The organism is Sorangiineae bacterium MSr11954 (assembly GCA_037157815.1).
GTDB classification, from domain to species: domain Bacteria; phylum Myxococcota_A; class Polyangia; order Polyangiales; family Polyangiaceae; genus Pendulispora; species Pendulispora albinea.
This window is the reverse complement of sequence record CP089984.1, coordinates 7,092,131-7,109,019: the sequence shown is the minus strand read 5'-3', so window position 1 is coordinate 7,109,019 and position 16,889 is coordinate 7,092,131. Positions and strand designations below refer to the sequence as shown.

Below are 16,889 nucleotides of genomic sequence, written 5' to 3'. Positions count from 1 at the left end.
CGCCCTTACAGCCCCGAACCGGGGAGCTTCTTCGCCGGCGGCGTGGTCTGGGTCGCGGTCGCAGGGGTGGGCGTGCGCGGAGCTTCCCGCGGGGCGCGGTGCGTGCGCGCGTGGTCCGTCGAATCGGCCTGCTTCGTCTCCGCTTTGGGCTCCGCCGCCTTGGTGGCCGCCGCCGCGCCGGCATCGACGGTGGCCGCCGCGCTCTCGACGCTCGGCGAGGCCTTGGCTTGCACGGGGGCCGCCTCCGTGGTGTTGGCCGCCACCGGCGTGGGCGCGGCTGCCGCCGGCGTGGCCGAGCTGCCCGACTCGCTCGACACCTTCGCGCCGCGCGTGGACAGGTGGTAGTAAATCAAGCCAATGGCCAGGATGGCGCCGATCGCGGAGCCGGCGATGACGATCCAAAGCTCCGGCCGCATCCCGCGCTTGGCGGCGGGCGAGGCGGCCACCGTGGGCGCGTGCGGACCCGCGGCGGGCATCGCGCTGGTGCGCTGCGCCTCGGCGTGGAGACGCGCATCGGGCACGCTGGGCTGGCGCTGCAAGGTCTGCGTCGGAGGATGACCATCCAACTGCGTGGCGCCGTCCAGATCGGACGGATACGGCGCGTCCACGGCGCTCATGAGGGCCGTGCCGCTTCGCTGCACATGGCCCGCTCCCGGCGGCGCATAGGTGCCCGTGGGCGCGCTGCGATCCACGGGGGGCTGCGCCAGGCCCGCACGGAGCGCGGCTGCGGGGACCGGCGTGGGACCATTGGCGGTCATGGGCGGCGCCGACGCGTTCTCGTGGGTTTCGACGCCGCGGATCAAGTGCGACGGCATTCCCGAGGCATACGGCGCGCCCGGCGCATCGCCCTCGTCGAACTCGGTGGCGGCGTCGGCCAGCGCGCTCCCGCGGTAGTGTCCCGGATCGGAGGAGGAATGCGAGCCCGAGCGCGCGGGATGCCCAGCGCTGGACGAGCGCACCCCGCTGCCGCCCTCCGCGCTTCGAACCGGCTGCGGCGTGGCCGCTTGCACCGCCGCTTGCCCGTTGCCCATGGCCATCATCGGCCGCCCGCCGCCGCTGATGGCCACGCGCTGCTGCAGCCCGGGATCGGTCGATAGGTGGAAAGGATCGGCCACCGTCTCCACCTGCGACAGCGGCGCGAGGTCGAGCGCGCCTTGTTGCGATTTGCGAAAGCGATTCAGCTCCGCGGCAAACGTAAAGGCGTCGTGCTGGCGATCGGCCGGATCTTTGGCCAGCGCGCGGCGCACGATGTCCTCGAGCTGGCGCGGAACGCGCACGTGTTTGGAAATCGGCGGCGCGAGGGTGGCGATATGCGCATTGGCAATTTCCGCCGTCGACGTCAAATCGTCGAATGGGCCGTAGCCGGTGATGATCTCGTAAAGGCAAAGACCGGCCGCATAAATATCCGTTTGGGCGGTGATGGGGCGGCCGGTGAGCTGCTCCGGGGCCGCGTAGCGCAAGGTCCCGATGAAGCGATTGTGCCCGGTCTGCGTGTGGGTCTCGGGGTCGGCCTCGGTCATGATGCCGAAGTCGAGCAGCTTGGTGACCGTGGTGCCGTCGGCGTCGCGGTGGAGAAAAATGTTCTCCGGCTTCACGTCGCGGTGGATGATTCGGTTTTCGTGCGCGTGGTAGAGCGCATTGAGCAAATCGATGGAAAGACGACACGCCGTGTCGACGTTCAAGCGCGTTTTGTTGTCGAGGACCGTGCGCAGGGTATGGCCGTTGAGCTTCTCCATCACCAGGTAGGTGAGTCGGAGGGAGTCCGCGGTCACGTCGGCGGTGATGACTTGCACGATGTTGCGGTGCTCGAGGCGCGCCAGCGCGCGGGCCTCGCGGCGCATTCGCTCCGCCAGATCGGCGCGGGACGACAGCGAAGCATGCAAGGTCTTGAGGACGTACCGCTTCTCGATGTTGGTGTCCTCCACCTCGTAAACGGTTCCCATCCCGCCGGCCCCGAGCCGTCGGATCACCTTGTACTTGGTGCCTGGAATGAGAATCCCGCTGGGATATTCGAAATTATCGGTCATCCGCCTGCTTCCAGTGTGACCTCCCCCCGCGCCCGCGCGCCCAGGAAGGGGTCCGTTCCCCTTTAATCTTTCCTTATGTATCAGCTCTCGGGCCTTTCGGGCCAAGCGTGCTTCGGGTACCTCCGAGAAAGCTGCTTGCGAAGTGCAGGATAGTGTCGCTCCCAGAAACCCTCGAGATCGCTTGTAACCTGAACCGCGCGTTGGTTGGGAGCGAGAAGATGAACCACGAGCGGCACCTTGCCGCCACCTACCTTTGGCGTTTCCTTCATGCCGAAGAAGTCCTGCAGACGAGACGCGATATGTGGGGTCTTTTCCGCCTCGTAACGAATTTTTACGCTGCGTCCGCGCGCGAGCGTGATGCGCTCCGGTGCCAGCGCGAAGATGCGTGCAGTGAAAACGGAACCGAGGCGCGCTTGGACCGCATCGAGAAACGAGGCTTCGCGAAGCTCGGCAAAGCTCCGGCGACCCATGCAGTGCTCGAGGAACACCGCGCGCAAAAACGCGTCGTCCACGAGCGGTATCGAGGGGTCTACCGTGCGGGCGAAGCGCGCGCGCAAAACCCACTCTTCCAGGGCGCCCTCCGGTGCAAACGCCGCGAGCCCCGCGATCCCGTCCGCCAGAACCGCCTCGGCCAAAAGCGCCGCGGCCTCGGCATCATCGGCGCGCGCGGTGCCGGCCGCCGGGGACTCATCGAGCACCAGCCCATCGTAGGTCATCGAGCTGATGGACTCGACGCGCTGCGATGTGCGCACGAAGGTCGTGCGCGTGCTCTCCACGATGCGGTCCGCGTAAAACTCGATGAGCCACTCGGGCTCGATCGCGCTGGCTATCCGAATGGTGCCGACATCGCGGCGCGATTCATCGCCGTCGAGCGCCAGGAGCCACGGTGCATCGCGCACCGCGCTGCTCTCGGCGAGCTCCGCGCGCCCGCCGCCGGCCATGGCGAGCGTTCGGCCGCGCACCCTCCGCGCCACCCGGTCGGGATACCCCGTCAGCAAGCACTTCCGTAATTCGGTATCGTCGCCCCGATCGCGATCGCGCAGGCGGCCGATGCGGCGCAGCTGCTTGTGGGCGCGATCGACGGCGAAGGTGGGGCCCGCATCGAGCCCGATGGCGCGGAGCACATGGGGCGTAAACCGCGCATCCTGCGCCTCGCGAAAGAGATCGCGCATCTGCAGGAGATCCGAGTCCTCGGTGGCCACATCGCCCGGGCGGCCGCCGCGCCCGCCGCCGAATTGCGCCCGTGCGCTGGCGCGGATGTCGCGCTCGGCCAACAGCGCGGCGAGCACGGTGGCGTCGTCGAAGACGCCGCGGTCTTCGGCCTCCACCAAGAGGCGCCCGATGCGCGGGTGCAAGGGGTAGCGCAGCATGCGGCGACCGATGGCGGTCACCTCGCCTGCGCTCGAAGCCTCGGTCTCGAGGGCGCCCAGGCGGACGAGCAGCTCCTCGGCCGCCGCGAGCGACACGGGCGGGGGCGGATCGAGCCACTCGAGCGCGCGGTCGATCTTTTGCGCCCGCAGCTCGAGCAAGAGCTCCGTCAGATCGAGCCGCGCGATTTCGGGCGGCTGATGCTCGGGGCGCCGTTCGAAGTCCATCTTCGTATAAAGGCGAACGCACACCCCCGGACGCGTTCTTCCCGCGCGCCCCGCGCGTTGCGTGGCCGAAGCGCGGCTCACCTTTTCGACCCGGAGGCGCGGGAGGCCGGACCAGGGATCGTGCCCCATCACGCGCGCAAGGCCGCTGTCGACGACGGCGACCACGCCATCGATGGTGACCGACGACTCGGCCACATTGGTGGCGAGGATCACCTTGTGCCGCTCCGCCGGGCGGATCGCCCGATCCTGCTCGGCGGGCGAGAGATCGCCGTGCAGCGGCAGGACCAGCAGATCCCGCTCCGCCGCCAATTTTTCGAGGGCCTCCTGCGCGCGCCGGATCTCCCGCGCGCCCGGCAAGAACACGAGCACGTCGCCCGGCTCGGGGAGGGACATGACGGTACGCACCGCGGAGGCCACCTGCAGCTCCAATGGCCGCTCGTCCTCCTTGGTTGCATGCTCGATGCGAACATCGAAGCGCCGCCCCTCCGAGCGCAGCGAGTCGCAGCCGAGGAAGCGCGCCGCGGGCTCCGCGTCGAGGGTCGCCGACATCACGACGATGCGCAGATCCGGGCGCGATGTGCGCTGCAAGTGGCGGAGGCACGCGAGGGCGACGTCGCCGTGGATATGCCGCTCGTGGAACTCGTCGAGCACCACCGCGTGCACGCCCTTCAACTGCGGATCGCCGAGCAGGCGCCGCGTGAGGATCGCCTCGGTGACGAAGCGAAGGCGCGTCTTGGGCCCGGTCACGTCCTCGAACCGAACTTGGTAGCCCACCGTCTCGCCGGGCGCCTCGCCGATCTCCTCCGCCACCCGCCGCGCGGAGAGGCGCGCGGCCAACCGGCGGGGCTCGAGGACGATGATCTCGCCGCGTGCGCCCTCGCCGTTGGCCTCCTTGGCCGCACCATGCTCGAGCAGCGCACGCGGCACGCGCGTGGTCTTGCCCGCCCCGGGCGGCGCCTCCAGGACGAGGTTGGGCGCCCTCTCGAGCCGGCGGACGATCTCGGGAAGCAGCGGATCGATGGGGAGCGGGTGCACGGGCCTTCGCCCGTCCGTGTATAGTGTGCCTACGGATGCGACAAGAGCAGAATGTCCCGTTGGCGAGGCTGACGACCTTGCGCCTCGGAGGGCCCGCGGCGCGTCTGGTGGAAGTGGAAAATTTGGACGAGCTCGTCGCCACCGTGCGCGACCTCGACGGACGCGGTGAGCCGCTCCTGGTGGTGGGAGGCGGGAGCAACCTGGTGGTCGCCGACGAGGGCTTCTCCGGCACCGTGCTCAAGCTCGCCTTTGATGCCATCACGGTCGACGAGCGGGGCGAGCAGCTCGTCGCGTCGGTCGACGGTGGCGCCGATTGGGATGCCTTCGTCGCACGCGCGGTGGGCGAGGGGTACCGCGGTGTGGAGTGCCTGTCGGGCATTCCGGGCTCGGTGGGCGCCACGCCCATGCAGAACGTGGGCGCCTACGGGCAAGAGGTGAGCGAGACGATCGCGCGCCTTCGCGTGCTCGATCGCGCCACCGGTGCGCTCGCGTGGATCGACCGGGCGGACTGCGCCTTCGCCTACCGCAGCAGCCGATTTCGCGGACAAACCCGCTACATCATCGTCCAGGTCGTCTTTGCCTTGACCCGCGCGACCGACAGCGCGCCCATTCGCTACGCGGAGCTCGCGCGCGCCCTCGGCATCCGCGACGGCGAGCGCGCCCCGCTGCGCGACGTCCGCGAAACGGTGCTTCGTTTGCGCCGCGCCAAGGGGATGGTCATCGATTCCAGCGATCCGGAGAGCGTGAGCGCCGGCTCGTTCTTCGTCAACCCGGTGGTGGATGCATCGACCCTCGCCGCGATCGAGCGGCTCCACGCGGGCACCGTGGTTTCGACGGGCACGGGAGACTCTGCGGGCGCCGCGGGTACCGTCCCGCGCTTTTCCACGGCCGACGGCCGCTTCAAAGTTCCAGCCGCATGGCTCATCGAGCACGCCGGCTTCACCAAAGGCCACCGGCGAGGCCCCGTGGGGATCTCCACGAAGCACGCCCTCGCCTTGGTCCACCGCGGCGGTGGCACCACCCGCGATCTCCTAGCGCTCGCCCGCGATGTGCGCAACGCTGTGCACACCCGCTTCGGGGTCGAGCTTTCAGCGGAACCGATCATGGTCGGCTGCGCGTTGTGACTCGGGTGACGAAATTCGTGCCAGCGTGTTAGACAGCCTCACCATGCGTCGATGGGTGCTTGCTTTGGCCTTTTCCTGCGCGGCCACCGGCTGCAAATGCAGCCGCGATCGACCCTATGTGCCGTATTCGATCGACGAGGCCGGGGTGACCGGCTCCGCCGGCGACGATGGCGGCGCCGCCACCGCAGCCATCGAGGCGGCGGACGCGGGGGTTACCTTCACCGAGCAGCCTGGCACCTTCGCGCCGCCCAACACGTCGCAGTGGGACGTCGAGGGCCTGGTGCTCACCGCGCCGGCCGAGATGATCTTCGTCGCGGCCCTGGTGCGCGACTTCGACGGCGACGGCGCCAAGGACGCGCTGGCGGTGGTGCGCGGCGCGTCGGCGCCCGAGCGCGCGCAGGTTCTTTCGTACAAGGGGGTCGCGGGCAAGCCGCTGGTCGCCTCGCCGGTGGGCGGGCCGATCGCGCTCGGCAACGCGCCCTGCGCGGCCGGGGAAGAGGCGGCGTCGGCGGCCAGGGGAGATGCGGGCGCGGGCAGCCGCCAGCGGCTCGCCTTGATCGGCGCGCACTCCGCGGTGGTCGAGCTCTCGAACCGATGCTCGCCGCGCTGGTTCGGCATCGTCTCGGTGGCCTCGCCCGTGCGCATCCTCTTTTCGACGACCATCACCGATCCGCCCGGCGCGCCGCTGCTCACCGTGGAGGCCGACGGCGCCGATCGCGATCACGACGGCGTGGACGACGTCACCCTGCGCGTCACGTTGGAGGGCGGCGCGCCGCCCTTCGAGCCAGGGCCCAAGCTGAGCGCCATGCTCCGCTGGTTCGATCGCCCCGCGGGCATGAGCCGCGATCCGGCCGAGCCCGACGCCTCGTTGCGCGTGCTGGCCTCCGGCGCCGCCACCCGCGCCGCGCGCGCCAAGGACGCGCCGGCCGTTCCCATCTTCGCGCGCCAGCTGCGCGCGCTCTACGGGGCCATCTGCAGCGAGGGCGGCGCGCCGCGCATGAGCGACATCTCCTGCGGCTCCAGCCGCGCGCTCGAAGAGGGCGGCCTGGCCGAGGTGCGCGCCTACACCACGATGGGCGACGCCTTGCGGGCCATCTCCGCGCTCGAACGCGCCCAGCGCCCGCCGGCCATCCGCACCCCGCAGCGCACGAGCGACGCGCAAGCGTGGATCGCGCAGGCAGCGCCCGTGGGCGCGAGCGCCAACCTGCGCGTGGTGGCGGCCGTCCCCCAAATCGAGCGAACCCGCGCGCCCGCCTGGGGCGCCTTGGCCTTCGAGCCCAGCGGCAAGCTCCTGGTTCGCACCCTGGCCGGGGTCGTTCGGGTCGACCCCGTCACGGGCGACGAAGCGGAGGCCGGCGACGTTCGCACCTGGAGCTCGCGCGTGGTTTCGCCCGATGGGGCCCATCGCTTCATCGAGGCCTACAGCGCGTGCGACGGCTTTGCCCTGCGCGCGACCTTGGCCCCCACCGGCGACGGCGAGCCGCACGACGTCGCGCTCCCGGTCGCACCGCCCTTCAGCGCGCGCTGCGCCAGCGGAAAAGGGGAGCCTGCGCCCGTGATCCCCATCGCCTGGGGCACAGCGGGGCTCGAGGCCATCGTCGCCGGCGAACCGATCCTGATCGCCGCAAACTTCGCGCGCGCCAGCGCCCTCTCCGTGCCGCTCGATCAGCCGGGCCCGCCCGGCTCACCGCGTTCGCCCAACGGCAAGACCATGGCGGTCCCCACCGGGTCGGGCATCGTGGTGCGCGGGGCAAAGACGCGCCTCTTGCGCGCCAAGGAGCTCGACGGAGGCTACGGCGAGCTTCGCGACTGCTCGGTGAGCGACGACGGCGCGCGCGTCGCGTGCATTCGCGGCGGCCGCGCCTTTGTCGGGGTATGGGACCTCGCCGATCCCGCCGCCGCGCACTGAGCGCGGCGGAGTGCTTGGATTGCTTTCGGACGTGCTCTTTCGGATTTTGCTTTCGAGCTTGTTCTTGAACGTGCCTTGAACTTGTTGGAGCTGCGTCGAGACGCTCAGGGGGTGACCTGCATGGTCCCCTTCATCGTTTGGTAGTGCCCGGGATACGTACAGATGTACGGGTACATCCCGGGCGCCGGCGCGGTAAAGGTGATCTCGACCGTGGATCCCGGCGCCGAAAGCGGGGTGTGCGCGATGATGTTTCCATCGCCGGCCTGCACATAGCCGGCGCCTTGCCCGGCGTTCATTCCGGCGGTGGCGACGGCCGCCTCCGTTCCTGGTTTGACGAGCACCCAGTTGTGGGTCATCGCGGGCGTGGTGCCGTTGTTCTTGAGGACCAGGTGCACTTGCGTTCCGGTCTTGACGGAGAAGCCGGTGACGTCGAACGCCATGGTGTCACCGACCGACGCAATGTTTTGCTCATGCGTCCCCTTACCGCACGCGGTGGCGGTCAAAGCGAAGGCGATGCCTGCAATGCTTGCTGCGCGGAAGAGTGGTTTCATGAAGCCATCAGTGGAACCCGGTGCGCGCCTGGGTCAAGCCCCTTCTCCAGTTGTGCCAAGAATTTGCCCCGCTGCACACGGGCCTGATATGCCGCAATGCGATGCTCCTGCCCGGCCGACTGCGCAGCACGACGCTCGGCGATCTTCTCGGCACCCTCCACCGCGCCCGCGCGAGCGGCACCCTGGAGCTGACGGAAGATCGTGGGCGCAGCCACCGCGTCCACATGACCGAGGGCAAGGTCGTCGCCGTCGAAGTCGAGGGCCTCACCGTCGCGCTCGGGAACATGCCCACCGCGCTTCGCCGGCACATCCTGTCCCGTCTCAATCAACTCGACGCCATGGCCGACGCGCAGGTCCGCTTCCGCGTCGCCGTCCGCGCCCCCGCCGCCCGACTGCACGAGCCGCTGGAGCCCGCAGCCTTTCTCCACGGCCGCCGCCGCGCGCGTGATGCCTCCAAAACACCGCCGCCGGCTTCCACCCGTCAAGTGCGCCCCCCATCGCCCGAGGCCCGCAGCGCGCGCCCCGCGTTCCACGCCGAGCGCCACGCTGCGCTCCACCTCCTGGGCCTCCCGCAAAACGCCGATCCGGCGACCATCAAGCAGACCTACCGCCGCCTCGTCCGCGCCTACCACCCCGACCTTCACCCCGGCGCCACCGACCTCGAGCGCATCAAGCTCGCCGAGCGCTTCACCGCCATCACGCGCGCCTACCAACGTCTCGTCGCCTGACCGCGCGCGACGCGCCTACGCCGCATTCGCCTGACTGCGCGCGACGCGCCTACCAACGTCTCGTCGCCCGACCGCACGCGACGCGCCTCCGCCGCATTCGCCCGGCGACAGGTCAATGCATCAGGTTCAACTGAGCCAATTGAAGCCGCCCCTCGGGCGCGAAGTGCGAATCGGGAAACCGGCGGAGCAGGGCGCGCCATGTATTTTTGGCATCGTTCCACGCTTGGATATCCATTTGGCAAAACGCCAGTTGGTGCAGGGCGTCGTCTTGGATCTCCTTGTCGGGCGCGTTCTCGGAGAGGTGGGTCAGAATGGGGATCGCGTCCCGCTGCCGATTCAGGTGCCGGTAGGCGTCGGCCAGCCCCAGCTGCACGCTGGGTGAAATCGACGAGTCCTCTTTGTACTTCAGCGACTCCTCGTAGAGCGTGGCCGCCTCCTGCCACCGCTGCACGCGCGCCTTGTCCACCGCTTGCTGGAACTGCAGCAGCGCCAGCTCGTTCTTCGCCTTCTCCACCGCGTCGGTGAAGGCCGCCGATTCGGCTTTGGACAGCGGCTCCTTGCGGATGGCGTCCCACTCCTCCACGAGCTCCACCCGCTTTCCCTGCCGAATCAGCTCGTAGAAGCGCGCGGCCTTCATCTCGGCGCGGGCGCGATCCTCGTCGCGCTTCAGGATCTCACGCGCCTCCTTGCGCAGCCGCTCGTTGTCGGTGGCCTTCTGCTCCACCTCCGCCTTGATGGCGTCGATGCGCGCGTCCCACGCGAACTTGAGCGCGCCGAGCACCACCAAGACGAACACCACATAGGCCGTGGCGCTGTTCAACGTGAGCCGCCGCTCGTACGTCTGCTGCCGCTTGGCGATCGACTTGATATCGGCGCTGAGCGCGTTGGTCAGGTTGTTCGTCTTGATGACGAGCCCGCGCGACTCGATGATCTCGCGCTTGATCTCTCGTAACTCTTCGTCGACCTCGTGCATGTACCAACCGCTCGCCGGCTTCTAAATCAGGGTGCACGAATGTGCAACGTCCTGGGAGGAGGAGCCCGGCCCGTCGTTTAGCACGCTTTTCGCGCGAACATTAACATCGCGCGTCTTGCGGCGGGGCAGGTGGGCGTGCTACCCCTCGCCGGTCTTCTATGAGCTCGACCACAGACATCCGAAAAGGCCTTCGTATCCAGATCGACGGTATCCCGTACCACATCGTCGAGCACCAGTTCGTCAAGCCGGGCAAAGGCCAGTCTTTTACCCGCTGTCGCGTGAAGAACTTGGTCAACGGCAGCGTCATCGAACGCACCTGGAAATCAGGTGAATCGGTCGAGCTCGCCGACGTCGAAGAGCGCAAAATGACCTACTCCTGGGCGGAGGCCGACACCTTCGTCTTCATGGACACCACCACCGGCGATCAGATCCACGTCGAAAAGGACAAGGTCGGTGACTCGTCCCGCTTCCTGGCCGAGGGCCTGGACGTGGAGGTCACGCTCTTCAACGGGAGCGCCATCGGCATCGACCTTCCTGCCAACGTCATCATGCAGGTGGTCGAAAGCGAGCCGGGCATCAAGGGCGACACCGCCAGCGGCGCCACCAAGCCCGCCAAGCTCGTCACCGGCGCCACCGTCAACGTCCCGCTCTTCATCAAAGAAGGCGAGTGGATCAAGGTCGACACGAGCAACGGTCAGTACCTCGAGCGCGTCAACAAGTAGCTCGTTCTTCTCTTCGCTTCGCCGGTTTTTTGCCGGCCAAGCGCAGCTCGGTGGCGCGCCGGGCGCTATACTGACGGATGCAAAAGCTTGGGGGGAGCTCGTTCCGTTCGTTGGCGCGCGTGTGCGCGTTCGCCTTGATCGCGGCATGCAGCGAAAACGCCGCCACTCCATCCGCGGGAGACGGCGGCCCGCCGCCCGTCGGTACGGGTAGCCATGACGATGTGCGCGGTCTGCCGTGCGCCGTCGACGAGGTGCTGGCGCGCAACTGCCGAAGCTGCCACTCGAACCCGCCCGTGTTCGGCGCGCCCATGCCGCTGGTCACCTGGGACGATCTGCACGCCCCCGCGCCCGACGACCGTTCGAAGAAGGTCTACGAGCGGGTGATCGCGCGCATCCACGACCGCGCGAACCCCATGCCCAAGGCCCCCAACCCGCGCCTTGGCCTCGCCGACACCAAGGTCCTCGACGACTTCGCAGGCGCCGGCGCGCCCCGCTCGGGCACCCGGTGCAGCGCGCAGGACGCCAGCGGCGCCCCCGTTCCGCTCGACTGCGAGCCAGACCTTCATATGGTCCCCGGCGGCCGCTGGACCATGCCCAAGAACACCGAGGACCAGTACGTTTGCTACGGCTTCGAGATCCCTCAGCCGGCCAAGCGCCACATCACCGCCTTCGCCCCCAAGATCGACAACAAGAAGCTCGTCCACCATGTGGTCCTCTTCCAATCGGACCGCGCGGAGGATCCCACCCCGCACGCGTGCAGCGGCGGCGGCTCCATCTTTTGGCGGATGATTTTTGCGTGGGCGCCCGGCGGCCAGAACTTGAACCTACCGCCCGAGGCTGGCTTTCCCCTCGAGGGCACGACGCACTACGTCGCGCAGATTCACTACAACAATGTGACCCGGCTCGAGGGCGAGAGCGATGCGACCGGATTCGATATGTGCAGCACCAGCCAGCTCCGCCCGAACGACGCCGACGTCATGGCCTTTGGCTCGCAGCGTTTCCGCATTCCCCGTCAAAGCCAATTGGACATCACCTGCAGCCTGACGGTGCCGGACTCATTCCCCGAGGTGCACGTTTTTTCGGCCATGCCGCACATGCACAAGCTCGGTACAGGCATGATCAACACGTTGTATCCAGCGCGCGATCCGGCGCGTCCGGTCGATTTGGGCACCCAGTCCAGCTGGGATTTCAACAACCAGGTGTGGATGCGCATCGACGCGACGCTTCGTCCCGGCGATCGGATCAAGACCCGTTGCGCCTGGACGAATCCGACACAAGATGAGGTCACCTTCGGAGAAAATACCGCAAACGAGATGTGCTACGCCTTCACCATGTACTACCCGCGGATCGAGACCTCCGTCTGGAGCTGGTCTCAGCCCGCGAGCGCGTCCGAGTGCAAGCCGACGGGCGGTGGTGTCTCTCGTGTGGAAGGAACGAAGTGACGGAGATCTACGGTAACAAAACAGGTCTCTCGCCGGCGGCAGTGCGCACCCTGGAGCGCATCTATCGGCGGCGGGTCCCCATCGAACACCTCACGACCCCCGAGCTGGTTCGCTCGCTGGTCGATGCTTCGGTCGAAACGGGTCGCCAGGTGGGCGCGCTCGTGCATCGCTCCGGGCAAGTCGACTACGTCATCGTGGGCGACGCCGGAAAGTTGATGTTGCCGGACATCGGCCGCCTGCGCGCCGCCGAGGGCCGTTTTCGCGGCCTGCGGTTGATTCACACCCACGTGCGCGGCGAGGCCCTCACCCGCGACGATCTGGTCGACCTCGTGCGTCTGCGCCTCGATCTGGTGGCCGCCATCCAAATGGCCCCCGGCGGCGATCCGCGCTCGATCATGTACGCGCACAACGTGCCGGGCAACCCGCCGTACCGCGCGATCGGCCCCATGCCGCTCGCCCGCGTCGATCTGCACGTCGGCCAGCTGATGGCCAATCTGGAGCGCGAGTTCGCCAGCGTCTCGCAGCCGCGCGAGGTCAAAGCCAAGGACGGCCGCGCCATCCTCGTGCACGTCGTAGGCAAGAACGCCGAAGGGTCGCGCGCATCGCATACGGGTCACACCGGTCATGCAGGTCCGGCAGGCCGCGACGCCTCGCAAATTTCCGTGCGCGAGCTGCGCGAGCTCGCGCGCACCGCCGGCGTCGAAGTGGCCGACACCATCGTCCAAGGACGCGAGCACATCGATCCCAAGTTCGTCATCGGCCGCGGAAAGCTCGACGACGTCATTTTGCGGGCGGTGGAGCTCGACGCGAGCGTGTTGGTCTTCGACCGTAACCTTACCCCCGCGCAAGCCGCCGCCATCGCCAAGGTGAGCGATCTCAAGGTGATCGACCGCACGCAGCTCATTTTGGACATCTTCGCTCAGCGCGCCGAGGGCCGCGACGGCAAGCTGCAAGTGGAGCTGGCGCAATTGAAGTACAGCCTGCCGCGCCTCGGCCAAAAAGACGACTCGCTCTCGCGCCTCACCGGCGGCATCGGAGGCCGCGGCCCCGGTGAAACGAAGCTCGAAATCGGCCGTCGCCGCGCCAAAGAGCGGGTCACGCACCTCGAGCACCAATTGAAGCAGCTCGCCAAACAGCGCGAGCAGCGCCGGCGAAAGCGCACCCGCGAGGGCATCCCCACGGTGGCCATCGTCGGCTACACCAACGCGGGCAAGAGCACCTTGCTCAACACCCTCACGGGCGCCGAGGTGCTGGCCGAGGACAAGCTCTTTGCCACCCTCGACACGCGCTCGCGCGTCCTCAAGGTCGGCTGGGCCGGTTACGGCGATCGCGAGATCGTGCTGACCGACACCGTCGGCTTCATCCGCGATCTCCCCAAGGATCTCTTCGCCGCCTTTCGAGCCACCTTCGAAGAGGCGGCCGACGCCGATGTGCTCGTGCATGTGGTCGACGCCAGCGATCCCGCCCGCGAGGCGCACATTCAGACCACCGAAAATCTCCTGGCCGAGCTCGAGCTCGACGGCATCCCGCGCATCCTCGTCTACAACAAAGCCGACGTCATCGAGCCGCTCACCGCCAAAGCGTTGCAGCGCTCGGCCGAGCGCATGGGCACCGATGTCGTGGTGGTGAGCGCGACGCAGCGCGAAACGACCTTACCGTTGGTCGAGGCCATCGCCCGCAAGCTCCAGGGTCGCTGGGACGCGAGCGCCAAAGGCGTCTGGTCGCAAACCTCCGATGCTTCGGATTCGCCGGATTCTTCCGATCTGTCCGATTCGTCGGAAGCGGATGCGTCGGATGCGTCCGATGCGTCCGATGCGTCACAAAAATCGGCCGGCGATTTCCTCGAGGCCACGACCTTGCACGAAATGCTGACCGCCGCCGGCCGAAGGTCGCGCCGCGTCAGCGTCGTTTCCTAAAATCGTAGGCCCTCGTTCGAGCGCCCGGTAACACGCTTTCATCGATTCGTAGCACCAGATTCGTAGCCACCGCGGGTCAGAATGCGCTACGAAACGCAGCATGAGTGATCCCCGCGTCGTTCGGGCTCCCAAAGGCCCCGAAATCTCGTGCAAGGGCTGGGTCCAAGAGGCCGCCTTCCGGATGCTGCAGAACAACCTCGATCCCGAGGTGGCCGAGCGTCCCGGTGATTTGGTCGTCTACGGAGGCACCGGCAAGGCCGCGCGCTCGTGGGAGGCGTTCGACGTGCTCCTGCGCGAGCTGCGCGATCTGCCCTCCGACGAGACCCTGCTCGTGCAGTCGGGCAAGGCCGTGGGCCGCTTCCGCACCCACCCCGACGCCCCGCGCGTGCTGATCGCCAACTCCAACCTGGTGCCCAAGTGGGCCACGTGGGACGAGTTTCGCCGCCTCGAAGGCCTGGGCCTCACCATGTTCGGCCAGATGACCGCCGGCTCGTGGATCTACATCGGCTCGCAAGGCATCCTGCAGGGCACCTACGAGACGTTCGTCGCCGCCCGCAAAGCCTACCAGCGCCGCACCGGCTCCTCCGTCACCCCGTGGGTCCTCACCGCGGGCCTCGGCGGCATGGGCGGCGCGCAGCCCCTCGCCGCCACCATGGCCGGCATATCCTGTCTCGCGGTGGAGGTCGACCCCACGCGCATCACCAAGCGCCTCGAGACCCGCTATGTCGATGTTCGCATCGACGATCTCGATGCGGCGCTCGCGCGCATCGACGAGGCCACCAAGAGCGGAAAGCCCATCAGCATCGGCCTTTGCGGCAACGCCGCCGAAGTCTACCCCGAGCTCGCCCGCCGCGGCATCGTCCCGCCCCTCGTCACCGAGCAAACCAGCGCGCACGATCCCCTCCACGGCTACATCCCCGCCGGCTTCTCCCTCGACGAAGCCGCCGCCTTGCGCAAGGACGATCCCGACGGCTATGTCGAGCGCGCCAAGGCCGGCATGTACGAAGAGCTGGAGGCCATGCTCGCCTTCCAAAGAGCCGGCGCCGAGGTCTTCGACTACGGCAACAACATCCGCGCCGGCGCCAAAGACGCGGGCCTCGAACGCGCCTTCGACATCAAAGGCTTCGTCCCCCTCTATGTGCGCCCGCTCTTCTGCGAAGGCAAAGGCCCCTTCCGTTGGGTGGCCCTCTCCGGCGATCCCGCCGACATCGCGGCCACCGACGAAGCCGTCCTCGCCGCGGTCCCCGACGACGAAGACCTCCGCCGCTGGATCCTCATGGCGCAAGAGCGCGTCCAATTCCAAGGTTTGCCCTCGCGCATCTGTTGGCTCGGATACGGCGCCCGCGCCAAGGTCGGCCTGATCTTCAACGAGCTGGTTCGCACCGGCAAGGTGAAGGCGCCCATCGTCATCGGGCGCGATCACCTCGACTGCGGATCGGTGGCCTCGCCCAACCGCGAGACCGAGGGCATGAAAGACGGCTCCGACGCCATCGCCGACTGGGCCATCCTCAACGCCCTGGTCAACACCGCCGCGGGCGCTAGCTGGGTCAGCTTCCATCATGGCGGCGGCGTGGGAATCGGCAACTCCCTGCACGCCGGCATGGTGGTCGTCGCCGACGGCACCAAAGAAGCCGCCGCCCGCCTCGAGCGCGTCCTCACCAGCGATCCCGGCATGGGCGTCATCCGCCACGTGGACTCCGGCTACGACGAGGCGACCGCGTGCGCACGCGCACATGGCGTACACGTACCGCACCGCTCGTGGTAATCCCATAGGGTGAGCTCCGACCCGACTTCCCGCTCTCCGTCCGCGTCCGCCACGGGGCCCATGTCCATCTCCGTGGCGACGCACGGCCATTGTTTCGACGGCCTCTGCTCGGCCGTGCTCTTCACCCGGTTGATGAAGCACCTTCATCCGGGCCGCGAGCTGGCCTTCACGTACCACTCCTCCGGCTACGGACCCGGACAGAACGGCGTCGACCCCAAGCTCCTCGCGGCCGACATCAACGCCATCCTCGACTTCCGCTTCAGCGCGCACCCGTCGCTCACCTGGTACTTCGACCACCACGTGAGCGCCTTCCCCAGCGAAGGCGATCGCGCCACCTACGATCTCCACGTCGCGCGCGTCCAAGACCAGCCCCCCGCCGCACGCCGCATGTTCCACGACGGAACGTACACCTCGTGCACCAAGCTCATTGCCGACATCGGCGCCCAAGTCTTCGGCCTCGATCCCGAGCCCACGCGCAACCTCGTGGCCTGGGCCGACATGATCGACTCCGCGGCCTTCCCCAGCGCCGAAATGGCGGTCTCCCGTCACGAGCCGGTGCTCCAGCTCATGACCGTCGTCGAAAACAAAGGCAACGACGCCTTCCTCCAAGCGATGGTCCCCCGTCTCCTCGAGCACCCCCTCGACGACGTCGCCCGCGCCCCCGACGTCATCGCCGCCTACGAACCCCTCCGCGTCGCGCACGAATCCTTCGTCGAGCTCGTCCGCGCGCGCGCCCAACCCCTGGGCGGCGTCGTCCTCGTCGACCTCACCGACCAAGTCATCGACGTCGCCGGCAAGTTCGTCACCTACGCGCTGTACCCCGAGAGCCGATACTCCGTCCTCGTCACCCGAGGCAAAACGAAGTGCAAGCTCTCCATCGGCTACAACCCGTGGTCCAAGCTCCCCCGCGACCACAACATCGCCGCCATCTGCGAGCGCCACGGCGGCGGCGGCCACCCCGTCGTGGGCGCCATCTCCCTCACCGCCGACCAATCCCCCCGCGCGCGCGAGCTGGCGCGTGAGATTGTGACGGAGCTTCAAACGCCGGAGTCGGAGTTGGAGAAGGAATAGCTCGTCGCGATCGCAATATTGGATGGAAGAG

Annotated in this window: 12 protein-coding genes; 8 read left to right on the top strand and 4 right to left on the bottom strand. The window is 68.1% G+C overall.

Features of this window, described 5'->3' with window-relative positions; translation table 11 throughout:
* Positions 1–5 precede the first annotated feature (5 nt).
* Together LZC94_27560 and hrpB are read right to left on the bottom strand one after the other, a co-directional pair.
* Positions 6–2,027, bottom strand: coding sequence for a protein kinase (locus LZC94_27560; GenBank protein ID WXB11607.1), 2,022 nt, complete (start codon positions 2,025–2,027; stop codon positions 6–8).
* Between the two features lie 80 nt (positions 2,028–2,107).
* On the bottom strand, positions 2,108–4,657 hold the full coding sequence (hrpB, locus tag LZC94_27555; GenBank protein ID WXB11606.1) for an ATP-dependent helicase HrpB: 2,550 nt from the start codon (positions 4,655–4,657) through the stop codon (positions 2,108–2,110).
* Positions 4,658–4,692: 35 nt separating this feature from the next.
* On the opposite strand from hrpB, the gene LZC94_27550 reads away from it, so the two are divergent.
* A complete protein-coding gene (locus LZC94_27550; GenBank protein ID WXB11605.1) occupies positions 4,693–5,781 on the top strand; it encodes a UDP-N-acetylmuramate dehydrogenase in 1,089 nt (362 codons plus the stop codon).
* 43 nt (positions 5,782–5,824) lie between these two features.
* Positions 5,825–7,690 carry a hypothetical protein gene (locus LZC94_27545; protein WXB11604.1) on the top strand — a complete coding sequence of 622 codons (1,866 nt, stop codon included), beginning with the start codon at positions 5,825–5,827 and terminating at the stop codon, positions 7,688–7,690.
* A 104-nt stretch (positions 7,691–7,794) separates the two neighbouring features.
* On the opposite strand, the gene LZC94_27540 is transcribed toward LZC94_27545, so the two are convergent.
* Entirely contained in the window at positions 7,795–8,241 is a 447-nt protein-coding gene (locus tag LZC94_27540; GenBank protein ID WXB11603.1) for a plastocyanin/azurin family copper-binding protein, read from the bottom strand.
* Between the two features lie 20 nt (positions 8,242–8,261).
* Between LZC94_27540 and LZC94_27535 the strand changes: the two genes are divergently transcribed.
* Complete coding sequence (locus LZC94_27535; protein ID WXB11602.1) at positions 8,262–8,969, top strand: DnaJ domain-containing protein; 708 nt, start codon at positions 8,262–8,264, stop codon at positions 8,967–8,969.
* Positions 8,970–9,081: 112 nt separating this feature from the next.
* On the opposite strand, the gene LZC94_27530 is transcribed toward LZC94_27535, so the two are convergent.
* Positions 9,082–9,942 (bottom strand): tetratricopeptide repeat protein, encoded by an 861-nt coding sequence (locus LZC94_27530; GenBank protein WXB11601.1) that lies wholly within the window; start codon positions 9,940–9,942, stop codon positions 9,082–9,084.
* A 158-nt stretch (positions 9,943–10,100) separates the two neighbouring features.
* Between LZC94_27530 and efp the strand changes: the two genes are divergently transcribed.
* The 5 genes from efp to LZC94_27505 all read left to right on the top strand — a co-directional run bounded on the left by efp (position 10,101) and on the right by LZC94_27505 (position 16,858).
* Positions 10,101–10,664: an elongation factor P gene (gene efp / locus LZC94_27525; GenBank protein WXB11600.1), complete on the top strand. Its 564-nt coding sequence runs from the start codon at positions 10,101–10,103 to the stop codon at positions 10,662–10,664.
* A gap of 77 nt (positions 10,665–10,741) precedes the next feature.
* Complete coding sequence (locus LZC94_27520) at positions 10,742–12,106, top strand: peptidylglycine alpha-amidating monooxygenase (GenBank protein ID WXB11599.1); 1,365 nt, start codon at positions 10,742–10,744, stop codon at positions 12,104–12,106.
* Positions 12,103–14,022, top strand: a complete 1,920-nt coding sequence (gene hflX / locus LZC94_27515; protein ID WXB11598.1) for a GTPase HflX — start codon at positions 12,103–12,105, stop codon at positions 14,020–14,022. The genes LZC94_27520 and hflX overlap by 4 nt, the downstream gene beginning before the upstream one ends.
* A gap of 100 nt (positions 14,023–14,122) precedes the next feature.
* Positions 14,123–15,787, top strand: coding sequence for a urocanate hydratase (gene hutU, locus LZC94_27510; GenBank protein ID WXB11597.1), 1,665 nt, complete (start codon positions 14,123–14,125; stop codon positions 15,785–15,787).
* 60 nt (positions 15,788–15,847) lie between these two features.
* A complete protein-coding gene (locus tag LZC94_27505; GenBank protein ID WXB11596.1) occupies positions 15,848–16,858 on the top strand; it encodes a hypothetical protein in 1,011 nt (336 codons plus the stop codon).
* Positions 16,859–16,889 lie beyond the last annotated feature (31 nt).